This is a genomic window from Phenylobacterium sp. FG114, assembly GCF_057809855.1.
In genome coordinates this window covers 80,145-106,169 of record NZ_JBMDKU010000003.1, presented here as the reverse complement: position 1 = coordinate 106,169, position 26,025 = coordinate 80,145, and the positions used below count along the sequence as shown (strand labels likewise).

At 69.8% G+C, this 26,025-nt stretch carries 25 protein-coding genes; 17 read left to right on the top strand and 8 right to left on the bottom strand.

Translation table 11 applies throughout. The annotated features are described in order from the left end of the window. Positions 1-11 precede the first annotated feature (11 nt). The 4 genes from ACODSY_RS05875 (at position 12) to ftsA (ending at position 3,926) form a co-directional block, all read left to right on the top strand. Positions 12-611 carry a class I SAM-dependent methyltransferase gene (locus ACODSY_RS05875; RefSeq protein WP_488950729.1) on the top strand — a complete coding sequence of 200 codons (600 nt, stop codon included), beginning with the start codon at positions 12-14 and terminating at the stop codon, positions 609-611. A 96-nt stretch (positions 612-707) separates the two neighbouring features. After that, the gene (locus ACODSY_RS05870) at positions 708-1,685 is read left to right on the top strand and encodes a D-alanine--D-alanine ligase (protein WP_488950728.1); all 978 of its coding nucleotides are present in this window, start codon (positions 708-710) and stop codon (positions 1,683-1,685) included. Continuing rightward, complete coding sequence (locus ACODSY_RS05865) at positions 1,621-2,538, top strand: cell division protein FtsQ/DivIB (RefSeq protein ID WP_488950727.1); 918 nt, start codon at positions 1,621-1,623, stop codon at positions 2,536-2,538. The genes ACODSY_RS05870 and ACODSY_RS05865 overlap by 65 nt, the downstream gene beginning before the upstream one ends. A gap of 14 nt (positions 2,539-2,552) precedes the next feature. Further along, positions 2,553-3,926 carry a cell division protein FtsA gene (gene ftsA, locus ACODSY_RS05860; protein WP_488950726.1) on the top strand — a complete coding sequence of 458 codons (1,374 nt, stop codon included), beginning with the start codon at positions 2,553-2,555 and terminating at the stop codon, positions 3,924-3,926. Between the two features lie 12 nt (positions 3,927-3,938). On the opposite strand, the gene ACODSY_RS05855 is transcribed toward ftsA, so the two are convergent. Then, positions 3,939-6,209 (bottom strand): TonB-dependent receptor plug domain-containing protein, encoded by a 2,271-nt coding sequence (locus ACODSY_RS05855; protein ID WP_488950725.1) that lies wholly within the window; start codon positions 6,207-6,209, stop codon positions 3,939-3,941. A gap of 94 nt (positions 6,210-6,303) precedes the next feature. Here ACODSY_RS05855 and ACODSY_RS05850 point away from each other — a divergent pair, with 94 nt between their 5' ends. From ACODSY_RS05850 to ACODSY_RS05795, 12 genes are all read left to right on the top strand, one after another. Then, the gene (locus tag ACODSY_RS05850) at positions 6,304-7,422 is read left to right on the top strand and encodes a phytase (protein WP_488950724.1); all 1,119 of its coding nucleotides are present in this window, start codon (positions 6,304-6,306) and stop codon (positions 7,420-7,422) included. A 66-nt stretch (positions 7,423-7,488) separates the two neighbouring features. Beyond that, positions 7,489-7,860 (top strand): BlaI/MecI/CopY family transcriptional regulator, encoded by a 372-nt coding sequence (locus ACODSY_RS05845; protein WP_488950723.1) that lies wholly within the window; start codon positions 7,489-7,491, stop codon positions 7,858-7,860. After that, on the top strand, positions 7,847-9,235 hold the full coding sequence (locus ACODSY_RS05840) for a M56 family metallopeptidase (protein WP_488950722.1): 1,389 nt from the start codon (positions 7,847-7,849) through the stop codon (positions 9,233-9,235). Before ACODSY_RS05845 ends, ACODSY_RS05840 begins: the two co-directional genes overlap by 14 nt. 321 nt (positions 9,236-9,556) lie before the next feature. Continuing rightward, positions 9,557-11,056: a cell division protein FtsZ gene (gene ftsZ, locus ACODSY_RS05835; RefSeq protein ID WP_488950721.1), complete on the top strand. Its 1,500-nt coding sequence runs from the start codon at positions 9,557-9,559 to the stop codon at positions 11,054-11,056. A 109-nt stretch (positions 11,057-11,165) separates the two neighbouring features. Next, on the top strand, positions 11,166-11,384 hold the full coding sequence (locus tag ACODSY_RS05830) for a hypothetical protein (RefSeq protein WP_488950720.1): 219 nt from the start codon (positions 11,166-11,168) through the stop codon (positions 11,382-11,384). 184 nt (positions 11,385-11,568) lie between these two features. Then, positions 11,569-12,456, top strand: a complete 888-nt coding sequence (lpxC, locus tag ACODSY_RS05825) for a UDP-3-O-acyl-N-acetylglucosamine deacetylase (RefSeq protein WP_488950719.1) — start codon at positions 11,569-11,571, stop codon at positions 12,454-12,456. Positions 12,457-12,506: 50 nt separating this feature from the next. Further along, entirely contained in the window at positions 12,507-13,106 is a 600-nt protein-coding gene (locus ACODSY_RS05820) for an MSMEG_1061 family FMN-dependent PPOX-type flavoprotein (protein ID WP_488950718.1), read from the top strand. Positions 13,107-13,193: 87 nt separating this feature from the next. Further along, positions 13,194-14,186, top strand: a complete 993-nt coding sequence (locus tag ACODSY_RS05815) for an outer membrane protein assembly factor BamD (RefSeq protein WP_488950717.1) — start codon at positions 13,194-13,196, stop codon at positions 14,184-14,186. A gap of 67 nt (positions 14,187-14,253) precedes the next feature. Further along, entirely contained in the window at positions 14,254-15,951 is a 1,698-nt protein-coding gene (gene recN, locus ACODSY_RS05810) for a DNA repair protein RecN (protein WP_488950716.1), read from the top strand. A gap of 52 nt (positions 15,952-16,003) precedes the next feature. After that, positions 16,004-18,340, top strand: coding sequence for an NAD-dependent DNA ligase LigA (gene ligA, locus ACODSY_RS05805; RefSeq protein WP_488950715.1), 2,337 nt, complete (start codon positions 16,004-16,006; stop codon positions 18,338-18,340). A gap of 97 nt (positions 18,341-18,437) precedes the next feature. After that, positions 18,438-18,875, top strand: coding sequence for a response regulator (locus ACODSY_RS05800; RefSeq protein WP_488950714.1), 438 nt, complete (start codon positions 18,438-18,440; stop codon positions 18,873-18,875). A 145-nt stretch (positions 18,876-19,020) separates the two neighbouring features. Further along, positions 19,021-19,530, top strand: a complete 510-nt coding sequence (locus ACODSY_RS05795) for a hypothetical protein (RefSeq protein WP_488950713.1) — start codon at positions 19,021-19,023, stop codon at positions 19,528-19,530. Here the strand turns inward: ACODSY_RS05795 and ACODSY_RS05790 are convergent. Genes ACODSY_RS05790 through ACODSY_RS05780 form a run of 3 tightly spaced genes read right to left on the bottom strand, consistent with a single transcriptional unit; the run spans position 19,527 to position 22,656 of the window. Further along, complete coding sequence (locus ACODSY_RS05790) at positions 19,527-20,006, bottom strand: hypothetical protein (protein ID WP_488950712.1); 480 nt, start codon at positions 20,004-20,006, stop codon at positions 19,527-19,529. The two genes, ACODSY_RS05795 and ACODSY_RS05790, sit on opposite strands and share 4 nt — an antisense overlap. 11 nt (positions 20,007-20,017) lie before the next feature. Further along, positions 20,018-20,842 carry a class I SAM-dependent methyltransferase gene (locus ACODSY_RS05785; protein ID WP_488950711.1) on the bottom strand — a complete coding sequence of 275 codons (825 nt, stop codon included), beginning with the start codon at positions 20,840-20,842 and terminating at the stop codon, positions 20,018-20,020. Beyond that, positions 20,842-22,656, bottom strand: a complete 1,815-nt coding sequence (locus ACODSY_RS05780) for an aminopeptidase P family protein (protein WP_488950710.1) — start codon at positions 22,654-22,656, stop codon at positions 20,842-20,844. The genes ACODSY_RS05785 and ACODSY_RS05780 overlap by 1 nt, the downstream gene beginning before the upstream one ends. A gap of 106 nt (positions 22,657-22,762) precedes the next feature. On the opposite strand from ACODSY_RS05780, the gene ACODSY_RS05775 reads away from it, so the two are divergent. Then, complete coding sequence (locus ACODSY_RS05775) at positions 22,763-23,110, top strand: GIY-YIG nuclease family protein (protein ID WP_488950709.1); 348 nt, start codon at positions 22,763-22,765, stop codon at positions 23,108-23,110. On the opposite strand, the gene ACODSY_RS05770 is transcribed toward ACODSY_RS05775, so the two are convergent. The 4 genes from ACODSY_RS05770 to ACODSY_RS05755 form a co-directional block, all read right to left on the bottom strand. Then, the gene (locus ACODSY_RS05770; protein WP_488950708.1) at positions 23,107-23,502 is read right to left on the bottom strand and encodes a hypothetical protein; all 396 of its coding nucleotides are present in this window, start codon (positions 23,500-23,502) and stop codon (positions 23,107-23,109) included. The two genes, ACODSY_RS05775 and ACODSY_RS05770, sit on opposite strands and share 4 nt — an antisense overlap. Before the next feature lie 77 nt (positions 23,503-23,579). Next, positions 23,580-24,446 carry a 50S ribosomal protein L11 methyltransferase gene (locus ACODSY_RS05765; RefSeq protein ID WP_488950707.1) on the bottom strand — a complete coding sequence of 289 codons (867 nt, stop codon included), beginning with the start codon at positions 24,444-24,446 and terminating at the stop codon, positions 23,580-23,582. Between the two features lie 44 nt (positions 24,447-24,490). Continuing rightward, complete coding sequence (locus tag ACODSY_RS05760) at positions 24,491-24,973, bottom strand: hypothetical protein (RefSeq protein WP_488950706.1); 483 nt, start codon at positions 24,971-24,973, stop codon at positions 24,491-24,493. A 40-nt stretch (positions 24,974-25,013) separates the two neighbouring features. Further along, entirely contained in the window at positions 25,014-25,982 is a 969-nt protein-coding gene (locus ACODSY_RS05755) for a magnesium and cobalt transport protein CorA (protein WP_488950705.1), read from the bottom strand. Between the last annotated feature and the right edge of the window lie 43 nt (positions 25,983-26,025).

Genomic DNA, 26,025 nt, shown 5'->3' with positions numbered 1-26,025 from the left:
GAGGTCTGTCCATGCCCAGGTTCCTGCACGTCGGCTGCGGCCAGAAGCGCAAAGACCGCACCACACGGGGCTTCGCCGGCCCGGAGTGGGAGGAGGTTCGGCTCGACATCGATCCCGAGGCCGATCCCGATGTCGTCGCCTCGATGACCGACATGGTGCCGGTCGCCGACGGCTCGATGGATGCCTTGTATTCGAGCCACAACATCGAGCACCTGTACGAACCGGAGGTCGTTCCGGCGCTTCGCGAGTTCCGCCGCGTGCTCGCGCCCGATGGGTTCGTGGTGATCACCTGTCCCGACGTCCAGGCGGTGGCCGCGGTGGTGGCCGAGGGCAAGCTGCTGGAGCCGCTCTACCACTCTCCCGCGGGCCCGATCGCGCCGATCGATACTCTCTACGGACTGCGATCGGCTCTCGCGCGCGGCAACCACTACATGGCCCACCGCACCGCCTTCACCAGCGCGACGCTCTCGCTGTCCCTGCGCCAGGCCGGGTTCGGCAAGGTGATCGTGCGGCGGCGGCTCGATCACTACGAACTCTGGGCGGCCGCAACGCGATCGGACGCCCCGGACGAGGTGTTGCGCGAACTCGCGGCGGCGCACTTCCCGCGCTGATCGCCCGCCGCGGCGCGGCTGCACCGAAACCTGACTTGACCCGAAGCCCCCCACGGGTCACCCGGCGGGGGTCTTCCGTCGCTGCTTCGAGTCGCCATGACCGCTCCTCTCTCTGGCCACCACGTCGCCGTCCTGATGGGCGGCCTCTCCTCGGAACGCGAGGTCAGCCTGGTGTCGGGCCGTGCGTGCGCCGACGCCCTGGAGCGCCTGGGCGCCCGGGTGAGCCGGGTCGACGCCGGTCGCGACATCGCCGAGGTTCTGACGACGCTGAAGCCCGACGTCTGCTTCAACGCCCTGCACGGCGAGTGGGGCGAGGACGGCGCGGTCCAGGGTGTCCTGGAGACCCTGGCCATCCCCTATACCCATTGCGGCGTGCTGGCCTCGGCGCTGGCGATGGACAAGGCCAAGGCAAAGGCGGTGCTGGCGGCGGCAGGCGTCACGGTGCCGGGCGGCGGGCTCTTCAACCGCTTCGCCGTGGCCGCCGGCCATGTGATCCCCCCGCCCTATGTGGTGAAGCCGAACGCCGAGGGCTCGTCCGTGGGTGTGTTCATCGTCCACGACGGCGCGAATCGCCCGCCTCAGGAGGTCGTGGCGCCGTCCTGGACCTTCGGCGAGGAGGTGATGGTCGAGCCCTACATCCGCGGGATGGAGCTGGCGGTGGGCGTCATGGACGGCAAGGCCATGACCGTTACCGAAATCGTCCCCAAGACGGCCTTCTATGATTACGAGGCCAAGTACGGAGAAGGGGGCTCCGAGCACGTCGTGCCCGCGAGGATTCCTCCCAAGGTCGCGGAAAAGGCGAAGAAACTCTCGGAGATGGCGCACGCCGCCCTGGGTTGCCGAGGCGTTACCAGGTCCGACCTCCGTTATGACGACATTAACGATGTTTTGGTCCTCTTGGAGGTGAACACCCAGCCGGGGATGACGCCTACGTCGCTCGTTCCAGAGCAGGCCGCGGCGGGCGGGGTGGATTTCGACCGGTTGGTGTTGTGGATCACGGAGGACGCTTATGCCCGCAGCGGTGCGGGGGGGATCGCGAGTCGCGGCGAAACCTCGGGCCAAGACGCCCGCTAGTCCTCAGGCCAAACGCCCAACGGCGAAGGCGGAGGGCGGCGGAACCGCCCGGCGCCTGACCCCCAAACATATCCTGATGATCGCCGGCGGGGTCCTGACCCTGGTGCTGGGCGTGACCCTGGCCACGGGCGGCCGGGGCGAGCAGATTGCTAATGCGATCGGCGCAGGCGTCGACGGCAAGTTCGGCGAAGCGGGCTTCCGCCTGCACACCGTTCATGTCCAGGGCGCCTCGGCGATGGCGACGGCCGACATCATCCGCGCCGCGGGCGTGCACAAGGACGACCCGCTGCTGGGCATGGACCTGAACGCGCTGCGCGAGCGGGTGGAGAAGGTGGGCTGGGTGAAGGAGGCGCGCGTCGTTCGCCTGCTGCCCGACACCCTCATGATCGCCGTGAAGGAGCGGCGCCAGCTCGCCGTCTGGCAGCACGGTGGCCGCAGCGTCGTGATCGACGACAAGGGGGAGCCGATCCCCGAGGCCGATCCCGGCAAGTTCAGCTCCCTGCCGCTCGTCGTGGGGGCGGGCGGAGCCCAGCACGCGGGCGAGATCCTGCCGACACTTGTGCAGCGCCCGAAGCTGATGGCCCACATGGAGGCCCTGGTGCGCGTCGACGATCGGCGCTGGGACCTGCGCATGAAGGATGGCGCGCTGATCCAGCTTCCGGCCGTCGACGAGGAACAGGCGCTGATGCAGCTCGAGCAGCTGGACCTGCGCTCGCGCATCCTGGAGCTGGGCTTCGAGCGCATCGACCTGCGCAACCCCGACACCATCGCCGTACGCCCGCGCGCCCCGCAGGCCACGCCCGATCTCACCGCCAAGACCGCCGCCGTCACCGCGCCCTCCGAGGGCGTGTAACGAGACCGAGTGCCATGCTGAAGACCGCCGACCGCCCCGACGCCCAAGCCGCCAAGAAGGCCGAGCCCAGGAAAGCCGACGCCAGGACGGGGCGTGACGGGCTAAAGGCCGCGCTGGCCCCACCGAAGATCGTGGCGGCTGTGGACCTGGGCGCGGCCAAGGTGGCCTGCTTCATCATGAAGCCCGACGGCGTCCGCCGCGGCGATCGGACCCTCACCACGTGCGGCGTCGGCTACGTTCAGTCGCGCGGCGTGCGGGGCGGGGCGATCGTCAACCTGGATGAGGCCTCGGAGGCCATCGCCCAGGCCGTGGAGCGCGCCGAGAACGTGGCCGGCGTGAATGTCCAAGGCGTGACCATCGCCACCGCCGGCGGCCAGCTCAGCTCTTCGCGGGTGCAGGGCCGCGTCTCGGTCGGCGCCCGCCCCATCGGGGACAACGACCTCGTCCGCGCGATCCAGAACGCGCTGGCCCAGATCAAACTGCCGGGCCGCCGCGCCATCCACATCCTGCCGGTGGCCTGGGCCGTCGACGGCCAGGGCGGCGTGCGCGACCCGCGCGCCATGTTCGGCAAGACGCTGGGCGTCGAGCTGCTGGTCGTCTCGGTGGCTGAGACCGTCTTCAACACCCTGGGCGCCTGCGTCGAACGCGCCCATCTCCAGCTCGAAGGCGTGGTCGCCGCGCCCTTTGTCTCGGCCCTGGCCGCGCTGGAAGAGGACGAGATGGACCTGGGCAGCGTCTGCATCGACATGGGGGGCGGCTCGACCTCGGCCTCGGTGTTCCGTGGCGGTTCGCTGGTCCACGTCGAGACCGTGCCCGTGGGCGGCCACCACGTGACCCAGGACATCGCCCGCGGCCTGTCGACCTCCATCGCCGGCGCCGAGCGGATCAAGACCCTGCACGGCTCGGCCATCGCCTCGGCCAACGAAGATCGCGAGATGATCGAAGCTCCCCCTCGCGGGGATGACCCGGGCGCGGGCCCGGTCGTGGCGCCGCGCAGCCTGCTGAAGGGCATCATCGCCCCGCGCGTCGAAGAGACCCTGGAACTGCTGCGCGACCGCCTGAAGGCGGCCGGGGCGCCGATCGAGCCGGGCGCGGGCCTGGTGCTGACCGGCGGCGCCAGCCAGCTCGCCGGCGTGCGCGAAGTGGCCGTTCGCGTGTTCGACCGCCCCGTGCGCCTGGGCCGTCCGCGGCGCGTGCCGCATCTGGCCGACGCCGCCTCGGGTCCGGCCTTCACCGCCGCCGCCGGCATCCTGCACCGCGCCGCCTTCGGGCCGCGCGAGGCCGTGTCGACCAAGCAGCTGTCGTCGTCGAAACTGCGCCGCGAGCCGCTCGACCCCCGGGCGAACCCGGTGGCCAAGGCGGCCCAGTGGCTGCGGGAAAACCTCTAGACCGTCGCCAAGCTAGAAGGTGGCCCGGGCCACGAGCTGGAACACCGGCCCGGCCTGTTCCGCCTCCAGTTCGTACTCGTCGAAGCTGCGGTCGAGCTGATCCTCGATCGTCGTGAACTTGTTGAAGGCCTCGCGCTTCTTGCCGTCCAGCAGGTTGGAGGCGGTGAGGCGGACCACGAGGCGGTCGCCGAAGCGCTTCTCCGCGAAGATCTCCAGGTCGGCGCCGTATTTCGTGGTGACCTCCTCGCCGATCACGCGGCCAAAGGCGTCGCCCTGCTTGCGGTAGGTGGCGCCGAAGGCCGCGCCCCATTCGGGCAGGTCGTGGATGAAGCCGGCGTTCAGGACGAACTTGGCCTGGTCGTTGAAGCGGCGCGAACCGAATTCGTCGTCCACGTCGCTGTCCAGCCAGGAGTAGTTTAGAAACACGCCGGTATTCTCGAGGCCGAACGCCGTGAGCGGCGTGGAGAGATCGAATTCGATCCCCCAGACCTGGCCGTCGCCGGTATTGCGCGGCGACAGCACGAACGTGCCTGGCCCCTCGCTGCCCACGCGGCCGGTGGAGGCCACTTCGATCAGGTCCTTCACGTCGCGATAGAAGGCGTTGACGCCCGCCACGCCGCGCGTGCCGATCCGCCGCTCGAAGCCAAGGTCGACGCCCCAGGCGGTTTCGGGCTTCAGGTTCGGATTGCCGAAGAAGTCGTTGTCGCCCAGCTCCGCCAGCAGCGTCGCCGGCGACAGGAAGTCGAAGTTCGGCCGGCGCACGGTGCGCGAGGCCGACAGGTTGATGCGGTCGTTGGTCGACAGGTTCCAGCGCAGGTGCGCCGAGGGCAGCAGGAGATTGTAGTCGTTCTTGACTTTGCGGCTCGCGGCCGGCGCCGTCGCGTCCTCGATGGTGGTCTTGGTGGTCTCCCAGCGGACGCCCGCTTCCCAGGAGATCGCTTCCATCTCGCCCGACGCCATGATGAACGGGTCGATGCGCCGCTCTTCGATGGTGTTGAGGCCGCCGGCCTCGGGCAGGAAGGGGCCGTAGGCGCCCGGCAGGTCCGGGCGGGCGGCGGGCGGGTTGGGGATGGTCACCCGGTTGCGGTCGGTCGTGATGTCGGTGTCGCGGTCCTTGTCGACGTACTGGACGCCGAACTCGATCCTGGCCGAACCCAGGTCTCGCTTGTGCGAGATCTCGCCCGAGAGTTCGCGGTCCTTCAGGCGCGTGAACGTGAGGTCGCCGGTGAAGCGGTCATCCTCCGGGAAGGGCCGCGTGTCGCGGAGGTATTCGTATTCCTCCTCGATCTCGTCCTGTCGGTCCTTAAGCTCCGCATAGGCGACCTTGAAACGCGTCGTCCCGCCCAGCATCTGCTGGTCGTAGCGCGCGCCCAGCGACCAGTTGTCGGTCTTGATGTGGACGTCGTTGTCGTTGAGCGTCAGCAGATCAGCGGGACCCACACGGCCGCCGGCATACTCGATCGAGTCCTCGTCCTGGAGGCGCTTCGTACGGACGAAGAAGCCCGTGATCTTCAGAGCGCCGGTCTCGGTCTTCACGTCATAGCTGCCGTTCAGGGAGTAGTCGGTCCCGTCGCGGGTGTCCGTCTGCAGTTCGATGTCGTCGAGCGCGCCACCCGGCCGGGAATAGCGCTGGCTGGTCTTGAGCTTGGGATTGCGGCGGCCCTGGACGTTGGCGCCCACCAGCAGGCGTCCGGGGCCGACCTCGCCCGAAAAGACGCCGCCCACCGTGCCCTTCACGCGCTTGTCGTCCAGCATGATGCCGCCGGCGCGGACGTAGCCGCCATCTAGCGAGTAGCCGTCACGCAGCACGATGTTGAGCGCGCCCGCCACGGCGTCGCCGCTGCGGTTGGCGGACGACGAACGCACCACCTCGACCCGCTCGATCAGCTCGGCGGGGATCCGGTCGACGAAGAATGAGCGGTCGACGCCGGCGCCCGGCACCCGCTCGCCGTTGATCAGGATCTGGGTGTAGCCCGGGTCGAGGCCGCGCAGGCGCGCGCCGTCGCTCTCCAGGACGTCGGAGAGGAAGGCCACGCTGGGCACGCGCTTCAGGGCGTCGCCGGCGGTCAGCGGCTCGAAGCGCTGGAAGTATTCCAGGTCGTAGGAGAGCACCGGCTCGGGCCCCTCGACGCGGTTGCGGAAGGCAATCTCGCCAGTGACCACCAGCTCTTCGACCGTCTTGGTGCGTTCGGCCTCGTCGGCGGCGGCGTCAGCAGCCCAGGCGGGCAGGGCGGCAAACAGCGGCGCAGCAGCGGCCACGGCGAAAAGCATCGCCTTTTTCATCTGGTCTATCCCCCATCTACGGCCGTTGACGAAAGAAGATGGCCGCGCCTATTCGAGGGGAGCACTTAGTTTCACGGATTGTGGGGGGCCAGTGATGTTTCGTCGGCAGTTGAGCGTCAGTTTTATGACGGCTGCGGCGCTCGCGTTACTTGTGAGTTCCTGCGCGAAACAGGATCCGGAGGCGCAGTCGGACTCGCGCGGCATGGCCGTCGGCGTGGGCAAGCCCGTGCCGGCGGCGGCCGAAACCCCCTCGGTCGGCACCGACGCGAAGGACGCCGCCGATGATCCGGAAATCTGGGTCGATCCCAAGGATCCCACGCGCGGCGTGATCATCGGCACGGACAAGAAGGCCGGGCTCTACGTCTACGATCTGGCCGGCAGGCAGCTTCAGTACCTGCCAGGCGGTGAGCCGAACAACGTGGACCTGCGCGGCGGCTTCCGGACGGCGGCGGGCGAGCGGGTGCTGGTGGCGGCGTCCGACCGTGGCCGTCCCGGCGCCGGCGCGGCGCTGTTCCTGCTGGACCCGGCGACCCTGCAGCTCACGTTCTGGGCGGCGGTCCCCATCGACCTGACGGAGCCCTATGGCCTGTGCCTGGCCCGGCGGGGCGAGGCGTTCCTGATGATCGTCAACGGCACGGATGGCCAGGTCCGCCAGCACGTGGTTTCCGAGGGCGCGGACGGCAAGCCGGTGGTGAGGGAGGAGCGCCGCTTCTCAGTGCCGACCCAGCCGGAGGGCTGCGTGGCCGACGACGTGGCCGGCCGCCTCTACCTGGGCGAGGAGGGCGCGGGCATCTGGCGCTTCGACCTGACCGCCGGCCCCGCCAAGGGCGAGATCATCGCCGCCGCGCCGTCCGAGATGTTGAGGCCTGACGTCGAGGGGCTGACGCTGCTGCGCGAGGGGCCGGTCACCTGGCTGATCGCCTCCAGCCAGGGCGACTCGGCGTTCGCGGTGTGGCGGGTGGACGGGTCGGCGCCGCAGTACCGGGGCCGCTTCAGCGTGATGGCCGCCGGCGGCGTCGACGCCGTCACCGGCACGGACGGCGTCGCGGCCCTGGGCGGACCGGTGGGGGCGTTCCCCGAGGGTCTGGTGGTCGTGCAGGACGACGAGGACCAGGGCGCCCAGGGTGCGAAGCAGAACTTCAAGCTGATAGACTGGCGCGAGGTGAAGAAGGCCCTGGGCCTCCAGGACCGGCCGCACATTGCCGAACCTTAACGTTCGGCGGCTTGACGCAAACGATTACGAGTGTAGTCATTCGCCCAACGATTACGGGTGTAGACGATGCGGATCAGCGCGGCGGAAAGCCTCGTCATGGAAGCGCTGTGGCGGCGGCAGCCCCTGACGGCGGAAGAGATCTTCGCCGAGGTCGGCCAGGGCCAGGGCTGGGCCGAGCCAACGCTCAAGACCCTGCTGAGCCGACTGCTCAAGAAGGACGCGGTCTCGGCCGAGAAGGACGGGCGGCGCTATCTTTACCGGCCGCTGGTGGCCCGGGCCGACTACGTCGAGGCGGAGAGCCAGGGGCTGCTGGACCGGCTGTTCGATGGGCGCCTGGCCCCGCTCGTCAGCCATTTTTCCGAACGCCAGCGGCTGACGCCGCAGGACGTGGCCGACCTCAAGCGCCTGATTGCGGAGCTCGACGATGACAGCCAGTGACCTTCTCCTCCTGGTGGTGCGCGCCAACCTGGTGCTCGCGGTCGCCGTCGCGCTGATCCTGACGCTTCGGCCGTTCATGACCCGCCGCTATGGAGCGCGGGTGGCTTACGCGCTTTGGGGCCTCGCGCCCCTGGCCGTGCTGGCGAGCCTGGCGCCCGCGCGACGGGTGGTCGTCGAAGCCGGATCGATGGCGAGCCGCATCGCGGAGGCCCATGCCGCGGGGCTGCCGGCGCCTGCGCTGGTTCCTCAGGCGGTGGCCCTGGCGGCGCCGCTGTTCGACCCGGTCCCGTGGCTGGTGGCGGCCTGGGCCGTCGGCGCCCTGGCCTGGCTGGGATTGCTGGCATGGCGGCAGCGCAACTTCGGTCGAGCGCTGGGGAAGCTGCGCCGCGAGGCCGGCGTGTACCGCGCCGAAGCGGTCGGGGTCGGGCCGGCGGTGATTGGCGCGCTGCGGCCGCGGATCGTGGTGCCCGCCGACTTCGAAGCCCGTTTCGCGCCCGAAGAACGCGAGGTGGTGCTGGCGCACGAGGAGACCCACTTCCGCCGTGGCGATCCGCTCGCGAACGGCGTGCTCGCACTGGGGCAATGTCTCTTCTGGCTGAACCCCCTGGTCCACGTGGCGGCGCACTACGTTCGGCTGGACCAGGAACTGGCGTGCGACGCCGCGGTGATCGCCCGCTTCCCCGGCGCGCGGAAGCGATACGCCGAGGCGATGCTGAAGACCCAGCTCGCGCCCATGGCCGCGCCGCTCGCCTGCTACTGGCCAGCGCGTTCCGCGCACCCGATGAAGCATCGGATCGCCATGCTGAAGGCGACGCTGCCCGATACGCCGCGGCGGCTGGCCGGCCTCGCCCTGGTGGGCGGCCTGAGCCTGGGCGTCGGCGTCGTCGCCTGGGCTGCGCAGCCTGCGCGGATCGACACGGTGGTTGTCACGCGCACCGGCCCTGCGCCCGCCGGCCTGGAGGCGGCGCGCGCCCGCGCCGAGACGGCCCAGGCCCAGGCCGAGCTCGGGCGGATCGCGGCGGACCGCGCTCAACGGCAGGCTGACGCCCAGCGCCGCGTCGCAGAGCGCCAGCGGGACGCCCTGGAGATCCAGCGCGCCCGGCTCGACGCAGAGCGTGACGTGGCCGACCGCGCCCAGCGGTCCGCCGACGCCCGGGCCGCGCAGGCCGAACAGACGGTGTGGGCCGTCGAGCAGGCGCGCCTCCGGGAGGAGGTCAGCCGGCAGGCCGCCGAGCAGGCACGGATCGCCGTCGAGGCGGCGACACGGGAGGCCGAGGTGTCCGTTCGGGTGAGCGCGGCCGCGACCGCGGCGATAGCGTCGGCCGTGTCCGTTGCGGTGGCCGACGAACTTCAGCGGCGCGACGTCGCGCGCTGATCCGGCCGATCGAGCGTCGTCCACAAGTTATCGCGGCCTGAGCGCCTCTCCCGGCGCGCCGCGTGCCTGCGCCGTCTTGACCCCGGCCGGCCAAACCGTGAGTCCCAATGCCGCAGCGTTACTGTTGATTCGTCTCGCTTCCACTTGGAGGCAAGAGGGAAAAACACGTTCGGCCAAGCTCGACGGCCTTCCGACTCAGAGTATGCGGTTAACACTCGATTAAGAGTGTCGGCGCGTACTTAACGCATCGTTACTCAGGTGCGTCGGCGATGGGGTGTCGCGCGCGCCAGACCGCAAAGTTGGGGAAGGACAGGACGTCCCATGGCCATTTCGCTTTCCGCGCCTCGCGCCACCGAACTGAAGCCCCGGATCGTCGTGTTCGGCATCGGCGGCGCAGGTGGCAACGCCGTGAACAACATGATCGAGGCGGGCCTCGAAGGTGTTGAGTTCGTGGTCGGCAACACCGACGCGCAGCAGCTTCAGTTCGCCAAGACCGAGCGGCGCATCCAGCTCGGCGTGCAGGTCACTCAAGGCCTAGGCGCGGGCGCTCATCCCGAGGTGGGCATGAGCGCGGCCGAGGAGAGCATTCCGGAGATCGGTGAGCACCTGGACGGCGCCCACATGGTCTTCATCACCGCCGGCATGGGCGGCGGCACCGGCACCGGCGCCGCCCCGATCATCGCCAAGTGCGCCCGCGAGCGCGGCATCCTGACCGTCGGCGTGGTGACCAAGCCCTTCCACTTCGAAGGCCGTCACCGGATGCGCCTGGCCGACGCCGGCATCAGCGAGCTGCAGCGCTACGTCGACACGCTGATCGTAATCCCGAACCAGAACCTGTTCCGGGTCGCCAACGAACGGACCACCTTCGCGGAAGCCTTCGGCATGGCCGACCAGGTCCTGCACTCGGGCGTGCGCTCGATCACCGACCTGATGGTGCTGCCGGGCCTGATCAATCTCGATTTCGCCGACGTCCGCACGGTCATGACCGAGATGGGCAAGGCGATGATGGGCACTGGTGAGGCGACCGGCGAGGACCGCGCCCTGATGGCCGCTCAGAACGCCATCCAGAACCCGCTGCTGGACGAAGTCTCGCTGAAGGGCGCCAAGGCCGTGCTGGTGAACGTCACCGGCGGCCTCGACATGACCCTGCTGGAAGTCGACGAGGCGGCCAACGCGATCTCGGAACAGGTCGATCCGGAAGCGAACATCATCTTCGGCGCGGCCTTCGACCCGACCCTGGAAGGGATGATCCGCGTCTCGGTCGTGGCCACCGGCATGGACGGCGCATCCATCGCCGCCATCGAGCCCAAGATCGAGCGCCGCTCGCTGCAGGCCGAGCCGCTGCGCGCCACGGTGACGCCGCGGGCGCCGGAGCCGGCCGCCGAGCCGGTGATGGCCGCGGCCGCCGAGCCCGAACTGGCTATGGAAGGCCGTGAAGAGGAGCAGCCGGACATCTTCGCCCCGGCCGCCGCCGAAGTCGCGCCCGCGGCGGCCGAGGCCGCCGTCGTCCAGCCGGTGACCCGCATCGTCGATCCGCAGGCCGCCGAGCCCGGCGACGTCCACGAAGAGCCGCTGTTCGCCGAGCCGGCCTACGAGCCGCGCCGGCCGCGGGGCGGATTCCTCAGCATCTTCGGTGGCCGTCCGCGCTACGACGCCCCGCAGGCGCCGGCCCAGCCCCAGGCGTCGGCCCCCGCGCCGCGCCCGGCTCCGGCCCCGTCGCGCGGCGGCGCCCAGCCGCTCGAGGCCGCCCAGCACGTCGAGGACGCCGACCAGAACGAGGATCTGGAAATCCCGTCGTTCCTGCGTCGCCTCGCGAACTAGATCTGTTTCCGGGCGCAACACGAGTGCCGGGAAAATTCCACGAAAACGTCACGCCGGTTAAGGGCGGGGACTGCTAGAACCTCCCGGGGGCAACTCCGGGAGGTTTCCCATGAGCGCCAACCGCATCATCCTCGTCTCTCCGCTGGCCGATGGCTGGGCCGTGCTTTGCGCGGGGATCGAGCCGCTGGTCTTCCGCTCGGGCGCGCGCGCCGAGGCGCAGGCCAAACGCCTGGCGGCCTGCCTCGCCAAGCTGGGCCGGGCCGTGCAGGTGCGTATCCTGGACCGCGCCAGGAACCTCGTCGGGACGCAGCTTTACCCGGCGGTCTAGATTCACCCTCGCGCCTATAAAACCGAGCAAAAACAGTGCTGGGTTGACCGCGTCCGTTAACCAATCCTGAAGCGAAACATTGCGAAACACGAAGTGCTTTGCTGCGCTGCATCAAGCAGCTTAGCCAGCACGTTGGGGCAAAGGTTCGGTCGTCGCACCGAGTTTCGTTGCAGGAAGGTCCACCTTGGCCGCGTTCCAACACACCGTCAGGTCTCCGGCGCTCTTCGCCGGCGTGGGCGTGCACACCGGCGCCTATACGCGCGTCTCGGTCCGGCCCGCCGCCGCCAACAGCGGCATCGTGTTCGTGCGGACCGACGTGCGGGACCGCGACAATGTCGTGCCGGTCAGCGGCGAGGCGGTCTGCAAAACCCAGCTGGGCACCGTGATCGGCAACGACGCCGGTGTCACCGTCGCAACCATCGAGCACCTCATGGCCGCTTTCGCCATGCTGGGCGTCGACAACGCGGTCGTCGAGGTCGATGGGCCCGAGATGCCGATCATGGACGGCTCGTCGCTGCCGTTCGTGCGGATCCTGGATCGCGCCGGTCTGCGCCCGCAGGAAGCGGCCCGCGGCTACATCGAGATCCTGGAAACGGTCGAGGTCGTCGAGGGCGACAAGCGCGCCACGCTCAAGCCCGCCGACGGCTTCGAAGTGGCGTTCGAGATCGCGTTCGACTCGGCCGCCATCGGCCGCCAGGCGATCGACTTCGTGATGGACGAACAGGCGTTCCGCCAGGAACTTGCCGACTGCCGCACCTTCGGCTTCCTGCGCGAGGTCGAGGCTCTGCGCGCCATGGGCCTGGCCCGCGGCGGCTCGATGGAGAACTGCGTCGTCCTCGACGGCGACCGCGTCCTGAACCCGGAAGGCCTGCGCCGGCCGGACGAATTCGTGCGGCACAAGGCCCTCGACGCTATCGGCGACCTCTATGTCCTGGGCGGTCCGCTGCTGGGCCGGTTCGAGGGCGTGCTGGCCGGTCATGGCCTGAACAACGCCGTGGTCCGCGCCCTGCTGGCTCGGCCGTCGGCTTGGCGCATCCGCACCCTGGTCGAGGACCTGCGCGAGGCCGTTTAGGTTGCGAGCAATTCGCAACTAGGGCCTAATGCCGGCAGGGAGGCCTGCCGATGCCTGACGACGCCACCGCCCAGCTGGATGCGCTCTACAAAGCGCCTCATCCCGTCACGGTCGCCAAGTGCCTGGATCACGTCGATCCCCACGGCCGCCGGTTCATCGCGCTTTCGCCCTTCGCGGCGATCGCGACGGTCGGGCCGAACGGTAATGTCGACGTCTCGCCGCGCGGCGGCGGACCGGGCTTCATCCGGGTCTCCGACGACGGACGGCGTCTGTTGATGCCCGACCGGCCCGGGAACAACCGTCTCGACACCCTGCGCAACATCGCCGAGGGCTCGGGCGAGGTGGGCCTGATGTTCATGATCCCCGGCGTCGATGACATCTATCGGGTGAACGGCCCGGCGAAGCTTCTGGTCGACGATGCGCTGGCCGAAGGGTTCGAGGAGTTCGGCAAGGTCCCCAAGACGCTGCTCAGCATCGAGGTGCGCGAGGCCTACCTGCACTGCCTGCGCGCCGATCTCTGGGGCGACAGCCATAGGATCGACCGCGCCAGCCTTCCGACCCTGTCGGAAATGGTCATGGAGCAAGTCGGCATGGCCAAGCCGCAGGTGACCCACGCGCAGGAAGCCGAAGGCCTGCGGCAAACGCTCTAGCGGGGTCCCGGCGCCGTTTGCTCGCCACAAGTCGTAGTGTAGAAGCGACTCTCCGTGCGGGGGCGCGCGCGCTGACTTGAGGTGAAGGTGTCTTCGGTTCGAAATTCCACCCGTGCGGTGCTGGTCGTCACCGCCTGCGCTCTCGCCCTGTCCGCCTGCGCCGGCAACAAGAAGAACAAGCCGCGGCTGGCCTATGAAGAGCGGCCCGTCGAGCTGCTCTACGCCACCGGCGCCGACCGTCTCGACCGTCGGCAGTGGAACCAGGCGGTCAACTACTTCCAGGAAGTCGAACGCCAGCATCCGTACTCGGAGTGGTCGCGCCGCGCGATCCTGATGCAGGCCTACGCCCACTATCAGGGCAACGACTATGCCGAGGCCGTCGGCGACGCCGACCGCTTCATACAGCTCTATCCGGGCAATCAGACCGCAGCCTACGCCCACTACATCAAGGCCATCTGCTACTTCGAGCAGATCGTCGACGTGAACCGCGACCAGGCCGCCACCGGGCAGGCGCTGGATGCGCTGCGCGACGTGGTCCAACGCTATCCGCGCACCGAATACGCCGCCGACGCCCGGCTGAAGATCGACATGGTCAACGACCAGCTCGCCGGCAAGGAAATGACCATCGGCCGCTGGTATCTGCGCCAGGGCGACACCCTGGCCGCCGCCAACCGGTTCAAGACCGTGGTCGACCGCTACCAGACCACCAGCCACACGCCCGAGGCGCTGTACCGCCTGGTCGAGAGCTACCTAACGCTGGGCCTCGTCGAGGAGGCCAAGCGCAACGGCGCGGTGCTCGGCTTCAACTATCCGGGCGATCCCTGGTACGGCGACGCCTACAAGCTGCTGACCTCCAAGGGTCTGCGGCCGGCCGTCGAGCCGAAGGCGGGAGGCCGCGGTCTGATCCGGCTGCCCTTCACGCGAAACAAGTCCAAGACGATCCAGCCGCCGGCCGCCACCGACCCGAACGCGGCGGTGCAGGCGAGCAAGGCGTCCGACCAGCGGAAGATCTTCTTGCTTCCGCTCGGCAAGAAGGAAGAAAAGCTGCCGCCCGTCGAGGCCTCGCCGGAGCCGAAGTAGCCGAGAGCGGAACAAAAGCCGTCCAGCCCCTTCTTTCCCGCCCGATTCCATACGATCTTCCGCAGCGATGCTGATCGGATTGCAGATCCGCGACGTGGTGCTGATCGAGGCCCTGGACCTGTCCATCGGCCCAGGCCTGACCGCGCTCACTGGCGAAACCGGCGCAGGGAAATCCATCATCCTGGACGCTCTGGGCCTAGCCACCGGCGCGCGCGGCGACGCGGGCCTCGTGCGGCGCGGCGCGGCCCAGGCGGTCGCGACGGCCGCCTTCGCGCCGACTCCCGACCACCCGGTCTGGGACCTCCTGGAAGACAAGGGCCTGGCTTATGCCAAGGACGAAGACCTGGTCCTGCGGCGCACGCTGAGCGCCGACGGCCGCAGCCGCGCCTTCGTGAACGACCAGGCGACCGGGGTGGGCGTGCTCAAGGAGCTGGGCGAGGCGCTGCTGGAGGTTCACGGCCAGCACGAGACGGTCGGCCTGCTCGACGCGCGCACACATCGCCCGTTGCTCGACGCCTATGGCGCGCTGGAAACAAAGGGCCGCGGTGTGGGCGCGGCGTGGAAGACCTGGCGCGAGGCCCGCGATCGGGTCGAGGCCCTGCGCGCCGAGGTCGAACGCTCGGCCGCTGAGATAGAGGAGCTGACGTTCCGCCTGTCCGAGTTGGACCGGCTCGACCCTCGCGACGGCGAGGAGACCGAACTGGCCGAACAGCGGGCCGTCCTGGGCGCGGCCGAGAAGGCCTTGGCCGACATTGCGGTGGCCCGTGAGACCTTCGACGGGCTGGGCGGCAAGGTGGCGGGCGCCATTCGGGCGCTGGAACGCGCGCGCGAGCGTGCGGTGACCGCCGGCGCGGCCGCCGAAGGGCCGGCCGTCTCGCGCCTGGCCGCCGCGTCCGAGGCGCTCGACCGGGTGCTTGTGGAGGCCGGCGAGGCCGAGGCGGCCATCGACAGCGCCGCCGCCGCCTTCGACTTCGAACCCGACCTACTGGAGAAGACGGAGGAACGGCTGTTCGACCTGCGGGGCCTGGCCCGCAAGCTGAACGTGGCCGTGGAGGAGTTGCCGGCGCTGCGCGTGCGCTTCGCCGAACGCCTGAGGGCAGTCGAGTCGTCGCGCGAAGGGCTTAAAGCCGCCGAGGCGGCCCAGGCCGCCGCGCGCGCCGCCTATATGGACGCTGCGCAGGCGCTGTCCGCCGCGCGCCGTGCGGCCGGCGAGCGACTGGCCGAGGCGGTGATGGCTGAGCTCGCGCCGCTGAAGCTGGAGAAGGCCCGGTTCCGGGTGGCCGTCGAGCCGCTGGGCGAGGAGCGGGCGGGCGCGACGGGCCTGGACCGCGTGGCGTTCGAGATCGCCACGAACCCCGGCGCGCCGTTCGGCGACCTGGGCGCCATCGCCTCCGGTGGTGAGCTGGCCAGGTTCGCCCTGGCGCTGAAGGCGGCGTTGGCGGGCCGAGCGGCAGGCGCGCAGCCGCTGATGATCTTCGATGAGGTGGACCAAGGCGTCGGCGGCGCGGTGGCCGACGCGGTGGGCCTGCGGCTGAAACGTCTGGCCCAGGCGGCCCAGGTGCTGGTCGTCACCCACAGCCCACAGGTGGCGGCCCGCGCCGAGGCCCACTGGCGCATCGCCAAGGCCGGCGACGCCGAGCGGCTCCGGACCGCGGTCGAGGTGCTCTCTCCCGCCGACCGCGAGGAGGAGATCGCGCGCATGCTCGCCGGCGCCCAGATCACCGACGCCGCGCGGGCCGCCGCTCGCGCGCTGATGGACGCCTAGTGCTGCGCTGGGCCTTCCGCCTCTGACGCGCCGCGGGGTACAGGTTTTCGCCATGGATTCCCCGACCCCAGTCGAAGCCCTGACCGAAGCCGAAGCCGTCGAGGAGTTGACCCGCCTCGCCGACGAGATCGCCCGGCACGACATCGCCTACCATCAGCACGACGAGCCGGTGATCTCGGACGCCGATTACGATGCGCTGAAACGACGCAACGAGGACATCGAGGCTCGCTTTCCGCATCTCGTGCGCGAGAACTCGCCCTCGCTGAGGGTGGGCGCCGCCCGTTCGGAGAAGTTCAAGGCGGTCGAGCATGGCGTGCCGATGCTCAGCCTCGACAACGCCTTCGCCGACGAAGAGGCGATCGACTTCGACGCGCGCATACGGCGTTTCCTGCGCCTCTCGGCGGACGAGACGGTGGGCTATACGGCCGAGCCGAAGATCGACGGCCTCTCCTGCTCGATCCTCTATCGAAATGGCGAGATGGTGCGCGCGGCGACGCGCGGCGACGGCCGTGTCGGCGAGGATGTGACCGCCAACGTCCGCACGATCGCCGAGATTCCCCACAGGCTGGCGGGCGACGGCTGGCCGGACGAGATCGAGGTTCGCGGCGAGGTCTACCTGGGCCACGAAGAGTTCGCGGCGTTGAACGAGGCCGCGGCTGCGGCGGGGCAGAAGACCTATGCCAATCCGCGCAACGCGGCCGCCGGATCATTGCGCCAGATCGACGCCAGGGTCACGGCCGCGCGGCCATTGCGTTTCTTTGCTTACGCCTGGGGCTTCCACTCCAGTCCGTTCGCAGGCACCCAGTGGGAGGCGCTGCAGAAGCTGAAGTCGTGGGGCTTCCAGATCACCGCCGACAGCCGACGCGTCGAGAACGCCGCCGGCCTGCTGGACGCCTACACTCACATGGAGGCCAGGCGCCCGAAGCTGGCCTTCGACATCGACGGCGTGGTCTACAAGGTCGACCGCCTGGACTGGCAGCAGCGGCTGGGCTTCGTGAGCCGCGCCCCGCGGTGGGGCATCGCCCGGAAATTTCCCGCGCAGCAGGCGCGCACGATCCTGGAGGCTATCGACATCCAGGTGGGCCGCACCGGGGCTATCACGCCCGTGGCGCGGCTCCAGCCGGTCACCGTCGGCGGCGTGGTGGTGGTCAACGCGACGCTGCACAACGCCGATGAGATCGCCCGCAAGGACGTGCGGGTCGGCGACACGGTGATCCTGCAGCGGGCGGGGGACGTCATTCCGCAGATCGTCGCCGTCGTGCCTGAAGAGCGGCCCGCGGATTCGACGCCCTTCGAATTCCCCACCCACTGCCCGTGTCCGCTGCGCACCGAATTGGTGCGCGAGACGACCGCGTCGGGGTCCGAGACCGTGGTCCGCCGCTGTTCGGGCGAGTTCGCCTGTCCCTTCCAGAAGATCGCCCACCTGCGCCATTTCGTGTCGCGCCGCGCGTTCGACATCGAGGGATTGGGGGAGAAGCAGCTGACGCTCTTCACCGAGCGCGGCTGGCTGAGCTCTCCCGCCGACATCTTCCGCCTGCGCGAGAAGCGCGCCGAACTGCTGGAGACCGAGCGGTTCGGGGAGACGAGCGTCGGCAACCTGCTGGCCAGCATCGAGGAGCGGCGCAACATCGCGCTCGACCGCTTCATCTATGGCCTGGGCATCCGTCACATCGGGGAGACCACTTCGCTGGCTCTCGCGCGCCACTTCGAGACCGCCGAACGCTTCGTCGAAACCTCCAAGCTCGCCGCCGCACAGATGGCCGGGCCCCTCTATGCCGAGTTGTCGGACCTGGATGGGCTTGGCCCCACGGCGGTGTCGGCGGTGCTGGAGTTCGCGCGCGCGGGGCAGGGGATTCTAGCGCCGCCCGAGCTCTCGCTGGACGGCCATCTGAGGCTGGCCATCCCCAAGCTGAATTCGAAGGCCCGGGCGGCGCTGGAGGCGCGGTTCGGCGACTGGACGGCCTTCGAAGCGGCGGCGCGCCAGGCCGCGAACGAGACGCCCGGCGACGCCTTCCTGGAGGTCGCGTCGGTGGACGCCGTGGGCGTGGTTGCTGCGCGGATGATCGCCGAGTTTTTCGGCGAGGATCACAACCGGGGTCTGGTCGACGACCTGCTGTCCGAGTTGACCATCATCCCGGCCGAGCGGCCGAAGACCGACACCGCCGTCGCCGGCAAGACGATCGTCTTCACCGGCGCGCTGGAGAAGATGACCCGCGACGAGGCGAAGGCGCAGGCCGAGGGGCTGGGCGCCAAGGTCTCGGGCTCGGTTTCCAAGAAGACGGATATCGTCGTCGCGGGCCCAGGCGCGGGTTCGAAGCTGAAGACCGCCAGCGAACTCGGCATCCGGGTGATGACCGAGGACGAGTGGCTCGAGATGGTGGGTCGCTAGGTCGGTCTCGTCGATGGCTCACCGACGCCGGGGCGCGTCCGAGCGTCGCGGCGCGTCGGCGGCCTGGTCCATGGCCATTTCAGCCCTAAGCCCCTAGATGCTTACTGTCGGCCACGCCGGCGTCCGCCTGGAGCCTACCCGCATGCGGGTGTTGTTTGTCGAGGATAACGAGGTCAACCGTCGCGTCGTCGGCGAGATGCTGCGGGCGGGCGAGTTCGAGATGGCCGAGGCCGAGGACGGCGAGACCGGCCTGCGGATGGTCGACGAGCACGACTACGACCTGATCCTCATGGACCTGCGGATGCCGGGCATGGACGGCCTGACCGCCATCCGCCACATCCGCGCGCGCGCCGACGCGAAGGCCAAGGCGCCGATCATCGTCATCACCGCCGACGCCGGCTCCAGCATCGAGGCCGACTGCAAGGCCGCCGGCGCCGACGGCCTGCTGTTGAAGCCGGTCTCGATGACGGCCCTGTTCAACGCCATCGGCGCGTTGATCGCCCGCGGGAGTCAGGGCGCGGTGCTCCGGGCCTAGGCCCAACCGCTTCGGCAGGCGCGCGCCGCGCTCGCCATCGAGATGGCGGCGGTCACCTGGGGTGTACAGGGCGTGCGTCGCGCAGAGCGGCAAGGGCTGCTACCTGTGCCCGGACGGCGGCTGGCCGTCGCTTCGAGAGTTCTCCATGCTTGTGTACGCGTTCTGGCTCGCCGCCGCCGCCGCGGCTCCGCTCGACCCCATCGCCCCGGCGTGGTCCGGCAAGGTCCAATGCTACCAGCCCGACGCGGCGCGCAGGACGTGCCGTTCAATCGGGGCCTATGCGAAGGATCCCACTGGGACGATCCAGAACACCGCGACGGTCCTCCTTCGTCCCGAACCACTCATCGTCATGCGCACGACCGCCCCGGTTGCAGTGAAGCGCAACGCGATCTGTGGAACCGTGACCGAGCGCGACCTAGCCGGGGCGGAGTTCACGATCGCGGGCCAGCCCGCGGACGAACCCAACGCCGACGCGCTGCGCAACGTGGTGCGGCCCGGCTACGCGCCGCTGCTGGACCGCGAGATCTGCACGACCTATCTGCCGGCCGGTGATCTGATGAACGCCCAGGTCACGGTCGGCGGCAAGCGCATGCCGGGGCTGGACCAGAAGGTGCGCTGGGTCTCGCCGACCGACGGGTACGCCGTCGCCCCCTAGCCTCGCGGCGCCGACGTCCCGGACTTGAGCTCGGGGCAGGCGTCGGGCTCCGCCGTCCAGGTGAGGGCCGCGACCTTCCACTGCCCCTCGACCTTGGCGAGATCGAAGACGTCTATGCCGCAGTGAGTGGTCTTGCCCTCCAGCTTGAACTCATAAGGGGCAATCACGGTCGCCATCATGCCGGCGCGCACGGTCACCTGCGGCGCCCACATCGCCTCATGCAGGCCGGGCCGGAGATTCTTGATGAAGTCCTCGACCGAGGTGCGGCCGATCTTCGTGGCGCCGCCCGGGGCGGGGCGGATCGAGGTGAGGACCGTGCCGGGCAGGGTGACCGCCGCGACCGCCGCGCCGTCGCTCGCGGCCATGGCGTCGAAGAACCTCTGCACGGAGGCTAGGGCCGCCGTCTCGTCCGGCGTGGCCGCCGCGGCCGGCGAGGCCACGGCCAGGGCGGCGCACAAGGGTGCGATGGGGCGCATGCTCTTCTTCCTCAGGCCGTGGCCGTGACGATCCAGGTGGCGGAGCCCAGCTTCACGCCGTCGGGCCCGTCGTGCGGCGCGAGGGCCGCGCGCACAGCCTCGATCACCGCCTCGCGCTTGTCGGGATTCTCGCGCAGCAGGGCGCCCAGGGGGCCGACGCGCAGGGCGAGCGCCAGCGTCGTCTCCAGATCGCCGGGACCGATGGCCGCCTCATGCGGCGTGACGGCGATGTCGCGGAAGCCGGCGGCGCCCAAGATCGCTTTCACCCGCTCGGGATCCGCGAAGGCGAAGGGGCCGGGCGCGCCGGGCTCCGACGGTGGGGACGGCGCCTGGACGTGGGCGAGGGCTGCCTGCATCGGCAGGCTCATGATCGGATTCTCGCCCGGCGTGCGCCAGCAGACGAACGACAGCCGCCCGCCCGGCTTCATCGCCCGGCGGATGTTGGCGAAGGCCGCCGGCGGGTCGGCGAAGAACATCACGCCGAAGCGCGAGAACGCCGCGTCGAAGCTGGCCGGCTCGAACGGATGCGTCTGGGCGTCGGCGGCGAGGAAGGCCACGCGCGCTTCCCCGGCCGAACGCCGCCGTGCGACCTCGAGCAGGGTTTCGGAGATATCCACGCCCAGCGCCTCCGCGCCCGCGGCCGACAGCGCCAGCGTCGTCTCACCAGCCCCACAGCCGATATCGAGCACCCGGCGGCCGGCGCCCAGGTCCAGCTCGGACATGGCCCGCTGGCCCAGGGGCGCGAGCTGGCGATCGAGCGGCGCCTGGAGCTCGGCCCAGGTGGGGCCGGCGCTCTCGTTCCAATAGGTCGCCTGCTGGGCGTTCGGCTCGGTCATCAGATCGGCGCCGTGACGTCGGTCAGCCAGCTGCGTACCTCAGGCTCGACCAAGGGCCCCACCACCTCTCGCACGCGGGCGTGGTAGGCGTCGAGCTGCGCCCGCTCGTCTGGGCTCAGCAGGTCGCGGTCGATCAGCCGGCGGTCGATCGGCGCCAGCGTCAGGGTCTCGAAGCCCAGCATCGGCCGCTCGCCGCCCGGGATCGGCGCCGCCGGCGTCACCACCTGCAGGTTCTCGATCCGGATGCCGTAGCCGCCCTCCTTGTAGTAGCCGGGTTCGTTGGAGAGGATCATGCCGGGTTTCAGCGCCACGGAGTTCGGCGCTTTGGAAATCCGCTGCGGCCCCTCGTGAACCCCCAGGTAGCTACCGACCCCATGGCCCGTGCCGTGGTCGTAGTCGAGGCCGTGCATCCACAGGGCGTGGCGCGCCAGGACGTCGAGGGCCGAGCCCGTCGTGCCGGCCGGGAAGCGGATCGCCGCCAGGGCCAGGTGGCCCTTCAGCACCAGGGTGAAGCGCTGGCGCATCTCCTGGGTCGGCTCGCCGATGGCGACGGTGCGGGTCACGTCGGTGGTGCCATCGAGGTACTGGGCGCCGGAGTCGATCAGGAACAGCGAACCCTGCTCCGAGCGCTTGTTGAGCCGCTCGGTCGGCCGGTAGTGGACGATGGCCCCGTTCGAGGCCGCGCCGGCGATCGTGTCGAAGCTGAGATCCCTCAACTGGCCCGTGGCCTCACGGAAGGCTTCCAGCTTGCTGACCGCCTCCACCTCATCCGGCGGGTTGGTCTGACCCTCGGTCGCCATCCAGTGAAGGAATCGCGTCAGGGCGGCCCCATCGCGAGCGTGGGCGTTTCGCGTGCCCTGGATCTCCACCGCGTTCTTCTGGGCGCGGGGCAGGGCGCAGGGATCCTCGGCGCGGATCACGCTGGCGCCGGCCTGCTGCAGGGTGTCGAAATACCAGGCCGAGGATTGGGCCGGGTCGACCACGACGCTCTGACCCTTCAGCTCGGCCAAGGCGCCGGGCAGGTCATCGGGCGTCTCCAGGCGGACCTGGTTGCCGAGCCACGCGGGAAGATCCTCGGTGACCTTCGCGGGATCCAGGAAGAGTCGCGCCGTGCCGTCCTTGTTGAGGATGGCCTGGCCTAGGGGCAAGGGCGAGCGGATGACGTCGCCGCCGCGCACGTTGAACAGCCAGGCGATGGAGCTCGGCGCCGTCAGCACGGCGGCGTCGCCCCCCTTGGCCGCCACGAGGGCGCCGACCCGCGCACGCTTGGCGCTGGAGTCCTCGCCCGAATACTCGGCGGGATGCGGCACGACAGGCGCGGTCGGCTGCGGCGGACGAGCCTGGCCCCAGGCCTGGTCCAGCGGGTTGTCGTTCACCGCGACCAACTCGGCGCCGACCTTCGCGGCAGCCGCCTTGAGATGCCCCAGCGCGTCGGGGCTGTGCAGGCGCGGATCGTAGCCGATCTTCTGGCCCCGGCCGGTGGCGGACTCGATGTAGGCGGGGACGCCACCCTCGACGAGGTCGCGGATCTCGAACAGCTTGGCGTCGACCTGGTCGCGGACCTGCAGGGTGTAACGGCCGTCCACGAACACGGCCGCGCGATCCTTGAGGATCACCGCGGCGCCGGCCGAGCCGGTGAAGCCGGTGGCCCAGGCCAAGCGGTCATTGGCGGCGGGGAGGTACTCGTTCTGGTGCTCGTCTTCGTGCGGGACCAGGAAGCCGTCCAGACCCTGGCTGGCCATCGCCTGGCGGATCAGCGGCACATGCCTGGGGCCGAAGGAAGGATCGGTGCTTTCGTCGAAAGTCTGGCGCATGGGCGGCATGTAAGCCGTTCGTCCGGCCGGGGCCAAGGGGGTGGAAGTTTCGTTATTTAACCCGGGTAAAATTGACGGCAAGCGTTGGGTGCTGTAGGAGCGCGCCATGGATAAGCAGAGCCGCCGCGAGGCCATCCGCGACTACAAGGAGAAGAAGGCCCAGGCTGCGGTCTACGCCGTTCGCTGCCCGGCGAGCGGAGAGGCGTGGGTCGCCGGCGCAACCAACGTCGCGAACCAGAAGACCCGCCATTGGTTCAGCCTGCGGATGGGCGGCCACATGAACAAGGCCATGCAGGCGGCGTGGAACGCGCATGGCGGCGAGGGTGGCGTCAGCTTCGAGGTGCTGGAAAACATCGAGGCCGAGGAACTCACGCCCCTCGGCCTCGCCGATCTCATCAAGGCGCGGGAACGCCACTGGCTGGCGGCGCTCGGCGCGAAGAAGGCCGTGGGTTAGCGCTCCGGTTCGATCGTGACGGCGTCCTCGGCCGCCTTGGACGCGTCGTCGATCACCTGATCGGTGCGCGCGGCGGCGGCGCTGGCGGCGCTCTCGGTCGCAGAGGCGGCGTTCGCGGCCGCCTGCTGAGCCGACTGGGCGGCGGTTGTCGCGGCCTGCTGAGCACTCTGGTTTGCGGCGGCCAGGGACGCTTCGGCCGCGCCTTGTTCGCGAGCGGCCTGCAGGTCGTCCGTCGTCGTGCCGGAGTTGCTGACGAAGAAGAACACCGCCACGAGGGCGATGATGGCCACGACCGCGGCGGCCCACCAGCCGGCGCTGCTGCTGCGTTCGCGGATCACCACGCGTTCCGGTTCGCGGGTCACGGTGGTGCGTTCGTACTGTTGTTCGGACATGTTCGCGTGCTTCCGTTCAAGGCCCCGCTTGGACGATGGCCGAAGAACGTAAGCGGCGCCGTTGAGGTTCCGCCCGGCTAGCTCCGCCGCAGGACGAGTGTGGCCCAGGCGTCCCGGTGGATCCGGCGGACCAGGCGGAAGCCCTTGGACATGTAGGCGGCCAGGACGCGCCGCTCCTGGGTGCGGAGCAGGCCCGACAGGATCGCGATGCCACCCGGCTTCAGCGCCAGCTTGATGTCCTGCGAAAGGGCCACCAGCGGCGGAGCCAGGATGTTGGCGAACACCAGGTCATAGGGCCCTTCGGCGCGCACCTTCTGATCGTTCAGGCCGGAAGCGTGGACGAAGCGGGCGCTGCAGCGGTTGAGGGCGGCATTCTCGTTGGCGATGCGGACCGAGGGCGCGTCGATGTCGGTGCCGACGGCGATCCGAGAGCCCGTGCGGGCGGCGGCGATCGCCAGCACGCCGGTGCCGCAGCCCACGTCGAGAACGCGTTCGAAGCCCTGCGCCTTCAGCAGGTCGTGGAACGCCTGCAGGCATCCCACCGTGGTGCCGTGGTGACCCGTGCCGAAGGCCGCCCCTGCCTCGATGCGCAGGTTGACGGTGCTGGCCGGGGCCAAGCCCTTGTCGTGGGCGCCGTAGACGAAGAAGCGGCCGGCGCGTACGGGCGGCAGCCCCGACAGCGCCATGGCCAGCCAGTCGGCGTCTGCCAGCTTCTCGACGACGGTGCGCAGCTTGCCGAAGCCCTTCAGCACCTCGACGATCGCCGCCTGTTCTTCCGCTTCGTTCGGGAAGGCGTCGATGCGCCAGACATCCTTGTCCTCGTCCTCCTCGAGGATGGAGAACGTGACCGCCTCGGTCAGGGGGTGGGCTTCTAGCGCCTCGGCGGCGGCTTCCGCTTCCGCGCGGGGGCCGCGGGCGATGATCTGGACGGCCTCTTCGCTCATGGGGCGGAGGCTCTAGCGACAGATGGCCCGAAAGGCGAGGGGGATCAGCCCTCCAGCGGCTCCTCGCCGGGGGCGGGCGGCTCCGGCGGCGCCGGCAGGTTGGCCTCGTAGGCGATGTTGCCGGCCTGCGACGGGTACCGGGGCTCCTCGCGCGGTTCTTCGCGCCAGTTCGCCGGCTGCGCCTCGATCGGCGCCTCGTAGGCCATGACGTCTCCCGTGTCGCCGGTTTCCGCCTGCTCGGGTTCGGCGCGCTCTTCGTAGGCCAGCGCCACATATTGCGGCGGCCGCAGCGAGTCGGTCCCGACCACATAGTCGGGGACGTGGCCGGAGTAGCTGGCAAGGCTCACCTCGCCCGGCTGCGGCGCGCTGCGCGGCCCGCCGCCAGTCATCACGATCTGCGGCCCCTCGATCTTGTCTTCGTCGAGGTTCGGATACAGCGCAGCGCCCATCAGAAGGCCGCTGGCTGCTGCGACGGCGACGCCGCCAAACAGCGTCTTGAGGTCTCGGTTGAGGATCAGGGTCCGCATGTCGGCAGATACGTCCGACGCGCCGAAAGGTTGCCGAATGTCAGAGCCAGCGCGCGCGGCGGAAGGCGAAGAACAGCGCCGTGCAGGTGGCCGCGATGACGCCCATCACCACGAAGTATCCGTACTTCCAGTGCAGCTCGGGCATGAACTCGAAGTTCATGCCGTAGAACCCGGCGATGGCTGTCGGCACGGCCAGGATGCCGGCCCAGGCGGCGAGCCGGCGCGTGATCTCGCTCTGCCGCTGCTGCTCGAACAGGTTCGACACCTCGAACACCGACGACAGCACGTCGCGCAGCCCGTCGGCCGAGCTGGCCACCCGCCGCACATGGTCCCCAACGTCGCGGAAATAGGGGCGGACGTGAGCGTCCACGAACGGCAGGTGCACGTGCTCCAGCCGCGCGCAGACCTCCTCCATCGGTCCCAGCATCCGCCGGAACCGCATCAGTTCCTGGCGCAGGTTGAAGAGGTGGGTGACGTCGTCGCGGCTGAGGAAGGCGTCCAGCGCGCGGCGCTCCACGGCCAGCACTTCCTCCTCGATGTCCTCGACGATGGGCTGGTAGCTGTCGACGATGAAGTCCAGCAGGGCATAGAGCACGTAGGCGATGCCGTGCCGCAGCAGGGTAGGGGCGTCCTCGAGGTCGCGACGGAGCGCCGTGTAGGACTTATCCGAACCCTTGCGCACGGTGATGATGTAGTTCTGGCAGACGAAGGCGCAGGTCTCGCCGTAGACGATGGCCTCGCCGTCCAGCCGCGCCGTTCGCGCCGCCACGAAAATCTGGTCGCCGTAGACGCTGACCTTGGGGATCGGGTGCTCGCAGAGCGCGTCCTCGATCGCCAGCGGGTGCAGGTTGAAGCGGGTCTTGAGCGCCTCGAGTTCGGCGGCGGTGGGATCGACCAGCCCGATCCAGGCGAACTGGTGCGCCTGCACCGGCCGGTCGTGCGGATCGTCCAGCCACAGCGAGCGCAGCCGGTGGCCGTCCGAATAGACCCTGGCGGCGGCGATGCCCATGCGACGCTCCCTCGACGGGATGAGACGTCAAAGGCAAGCGTCG

What these genes read in the sequence shown, in the direction of transcription:
- ACODSY_RS05875 (WP_488950729.1), top strand. Translation starts at nt 12, where the DNA reads ATGCCCAGGTTCCTGCACGTCGGCTGCGGCCAGAAGCGCAAAGACCGC.
- ACODSY_RS05870 (WP_488950728.1), top strand. Translation starts at nt 708, where the DNA reads ATGACCGCTCCTCTCTCTGGCCACCACGTCGCCGTCCTGATGGGCGGC.
- ACODSY_RS05865 (WP_488950727.1), top strand. Translation starts at nt 1,621, where the DNA reads ATGCCCGCAGCGGTGCGGGGGGGATCGCGAGTCGCGGCGAAACCTCGG.
- ftsA (WP_488950726.1), top strand. Translation starts at nt 2,553, where the DNA reads ATGCTGAAGACCGCCGACCGCCCCGACGCCCAAGCCGCCAAGAAGGCC.
- ACODSY_RS05855 (WP_488950725.1), bottom strand. Translation starts at nt 6,209, where the DNA reads ATGAAAAAGGCGATGCTTTTCGCCGTGGCCGCTGCTGCGCCGCTGTTT.
- ACODSY_RS05850 (WP_488950724.1), top strand. Translation starts at nt 6,304, where the DNA reads ATGTTTCGTCGGCAGTTGAGCGTCAGTTTTATGACGGCTGCGGCGCTC.
- ACODSY_RS05845 (WP_488950723.1), top strand. Translation starts at nt 7,489, where the DNA reads ATGCGGATCAGCGCGGCGGAAAGCCTCGTCATGGAAGCGCTGTGGCGG.
- ACODSY_RS05840 (WP_488950722.1), top strand. Translation starts at nt 7,847, where the DNA reads ATGACAGCCAGTGACCTTCTCCTCCTGGTGGTGCGCGCCAACCTGGTG.
- ftsZ (WP_488950721.1), top strand. Translation starts at nt 9,557, where the DNA reads ATGGCCATTTCGCTTTCCGCGCCTCGCGCCACCGAACTGAAGCCCCGG.
- ACODSY_RS05830 (WP_488950720.1), top strand. Translation starts at nt 11,166, where the DNA reads ATGAGCGCCAACCGCATCATCCTCGTCTCTCCGCTGGCCGATGGCTGG.
- ACODSY_RS05820 (WP_488950718.1), top strand. Translation starts at nt 12,507, where the DNA reads ATGCCTGACGACGCCACCGCCCAGCTGGATGCGCTCTACAAAGCGCCT.
- recN (WP_488950716.1), top strand. Translation starts at nt 14,254, where the DNA reads ATGCTGATCGGATTGCAGATCCGCGACGTGGTGCTGATCGAGGCCCTG.
- ligA (WP_488950715.1), top strand. Translation starts at nt 16,004, where the DNA reads ATGGATTCCCCGACCCCAGTCGAAGCCCTGACCGAAGCCGAAGCCGTC.
- ACODSY_RS05800 (WP_488950714.1), top strand. Translation starts at nt 18,438, where the DNA reads ATGCTTACTGTCGGCCACGCCGGCGTCCGCCTGGAGCCTACCCGCATG.
- ACODSY_RS05795 (WP_488950713.1), top strand. Translation starts at nt 19,021, where the DNA reads ATGCTTGTGTACGCGTTCTGGCTCGCCGCCGCCGCCGCGGCTCCGCTC.
- ACODSY_RS05790 (WP_488950712.1), bottom strand. Translation starts at nt 20,006, where the DNA reads ATGCGCCCCATCGCACCCTTGTGCGCCGCCCTGGCCGTGGCCTCGCCG.
- ACODSY_RS05785 (WP_488950711.1), bottom strand. Translation starts at nt 20,842, where the DNA reads ATGACCGAGCCGAACGCCCAGCAGGCGACCTATTGGAACGAGAGCGCC.
- ACODSY_RS05780 (WP_488950710.1), bottom strand. Translation starts at nt 22,656, where the DNA reads ATGCGCCAGACTTTCGACGAAAGCACCGATCCTTCCTTCGGCCCCAGG.
- ACODSY_RS05775 (WP_488950709.1), top strand. Translation starts at nt 22,763, where the DNA reads ATGGATAAGCAGAGCCGCCGCGAGGCCATCCGCGACTACAAGGAGAAG.
- ACODSY_RS05770 (WP_488950708.1), bottom strand. Translation starts at nt 23,502, where the DNA reads ATGTCCGAACAACAGTACGAACGCACCACCGTGACCCGCGAACCGGAA.
- ACODSY_RS05765 (WP_488950707.1), bottom strand. Translation starts at nt 24,446, where the DNA reads ATGAGCGAAGAGGCCGTCCAGATCATCGCCCGCGGCCCCCGCGCGGAA.
- ACODSY_RS05760 (WP_488950706.1), bottom strand. Translation starts at nt 24,973, where the DNA reads ATGCGGACCCTGATCCTCAACCGAGACCTCAAGACGCTGTTTGGCGGC.
- ACODSY_RS05755 (WP_488950705.1), bottom strand. Translation starts at nt 25,982, where the DNA reads ATGGGCATCGCCGCCGCCAGGGTCTATTCGGACGGCCACCGGCTGCGC.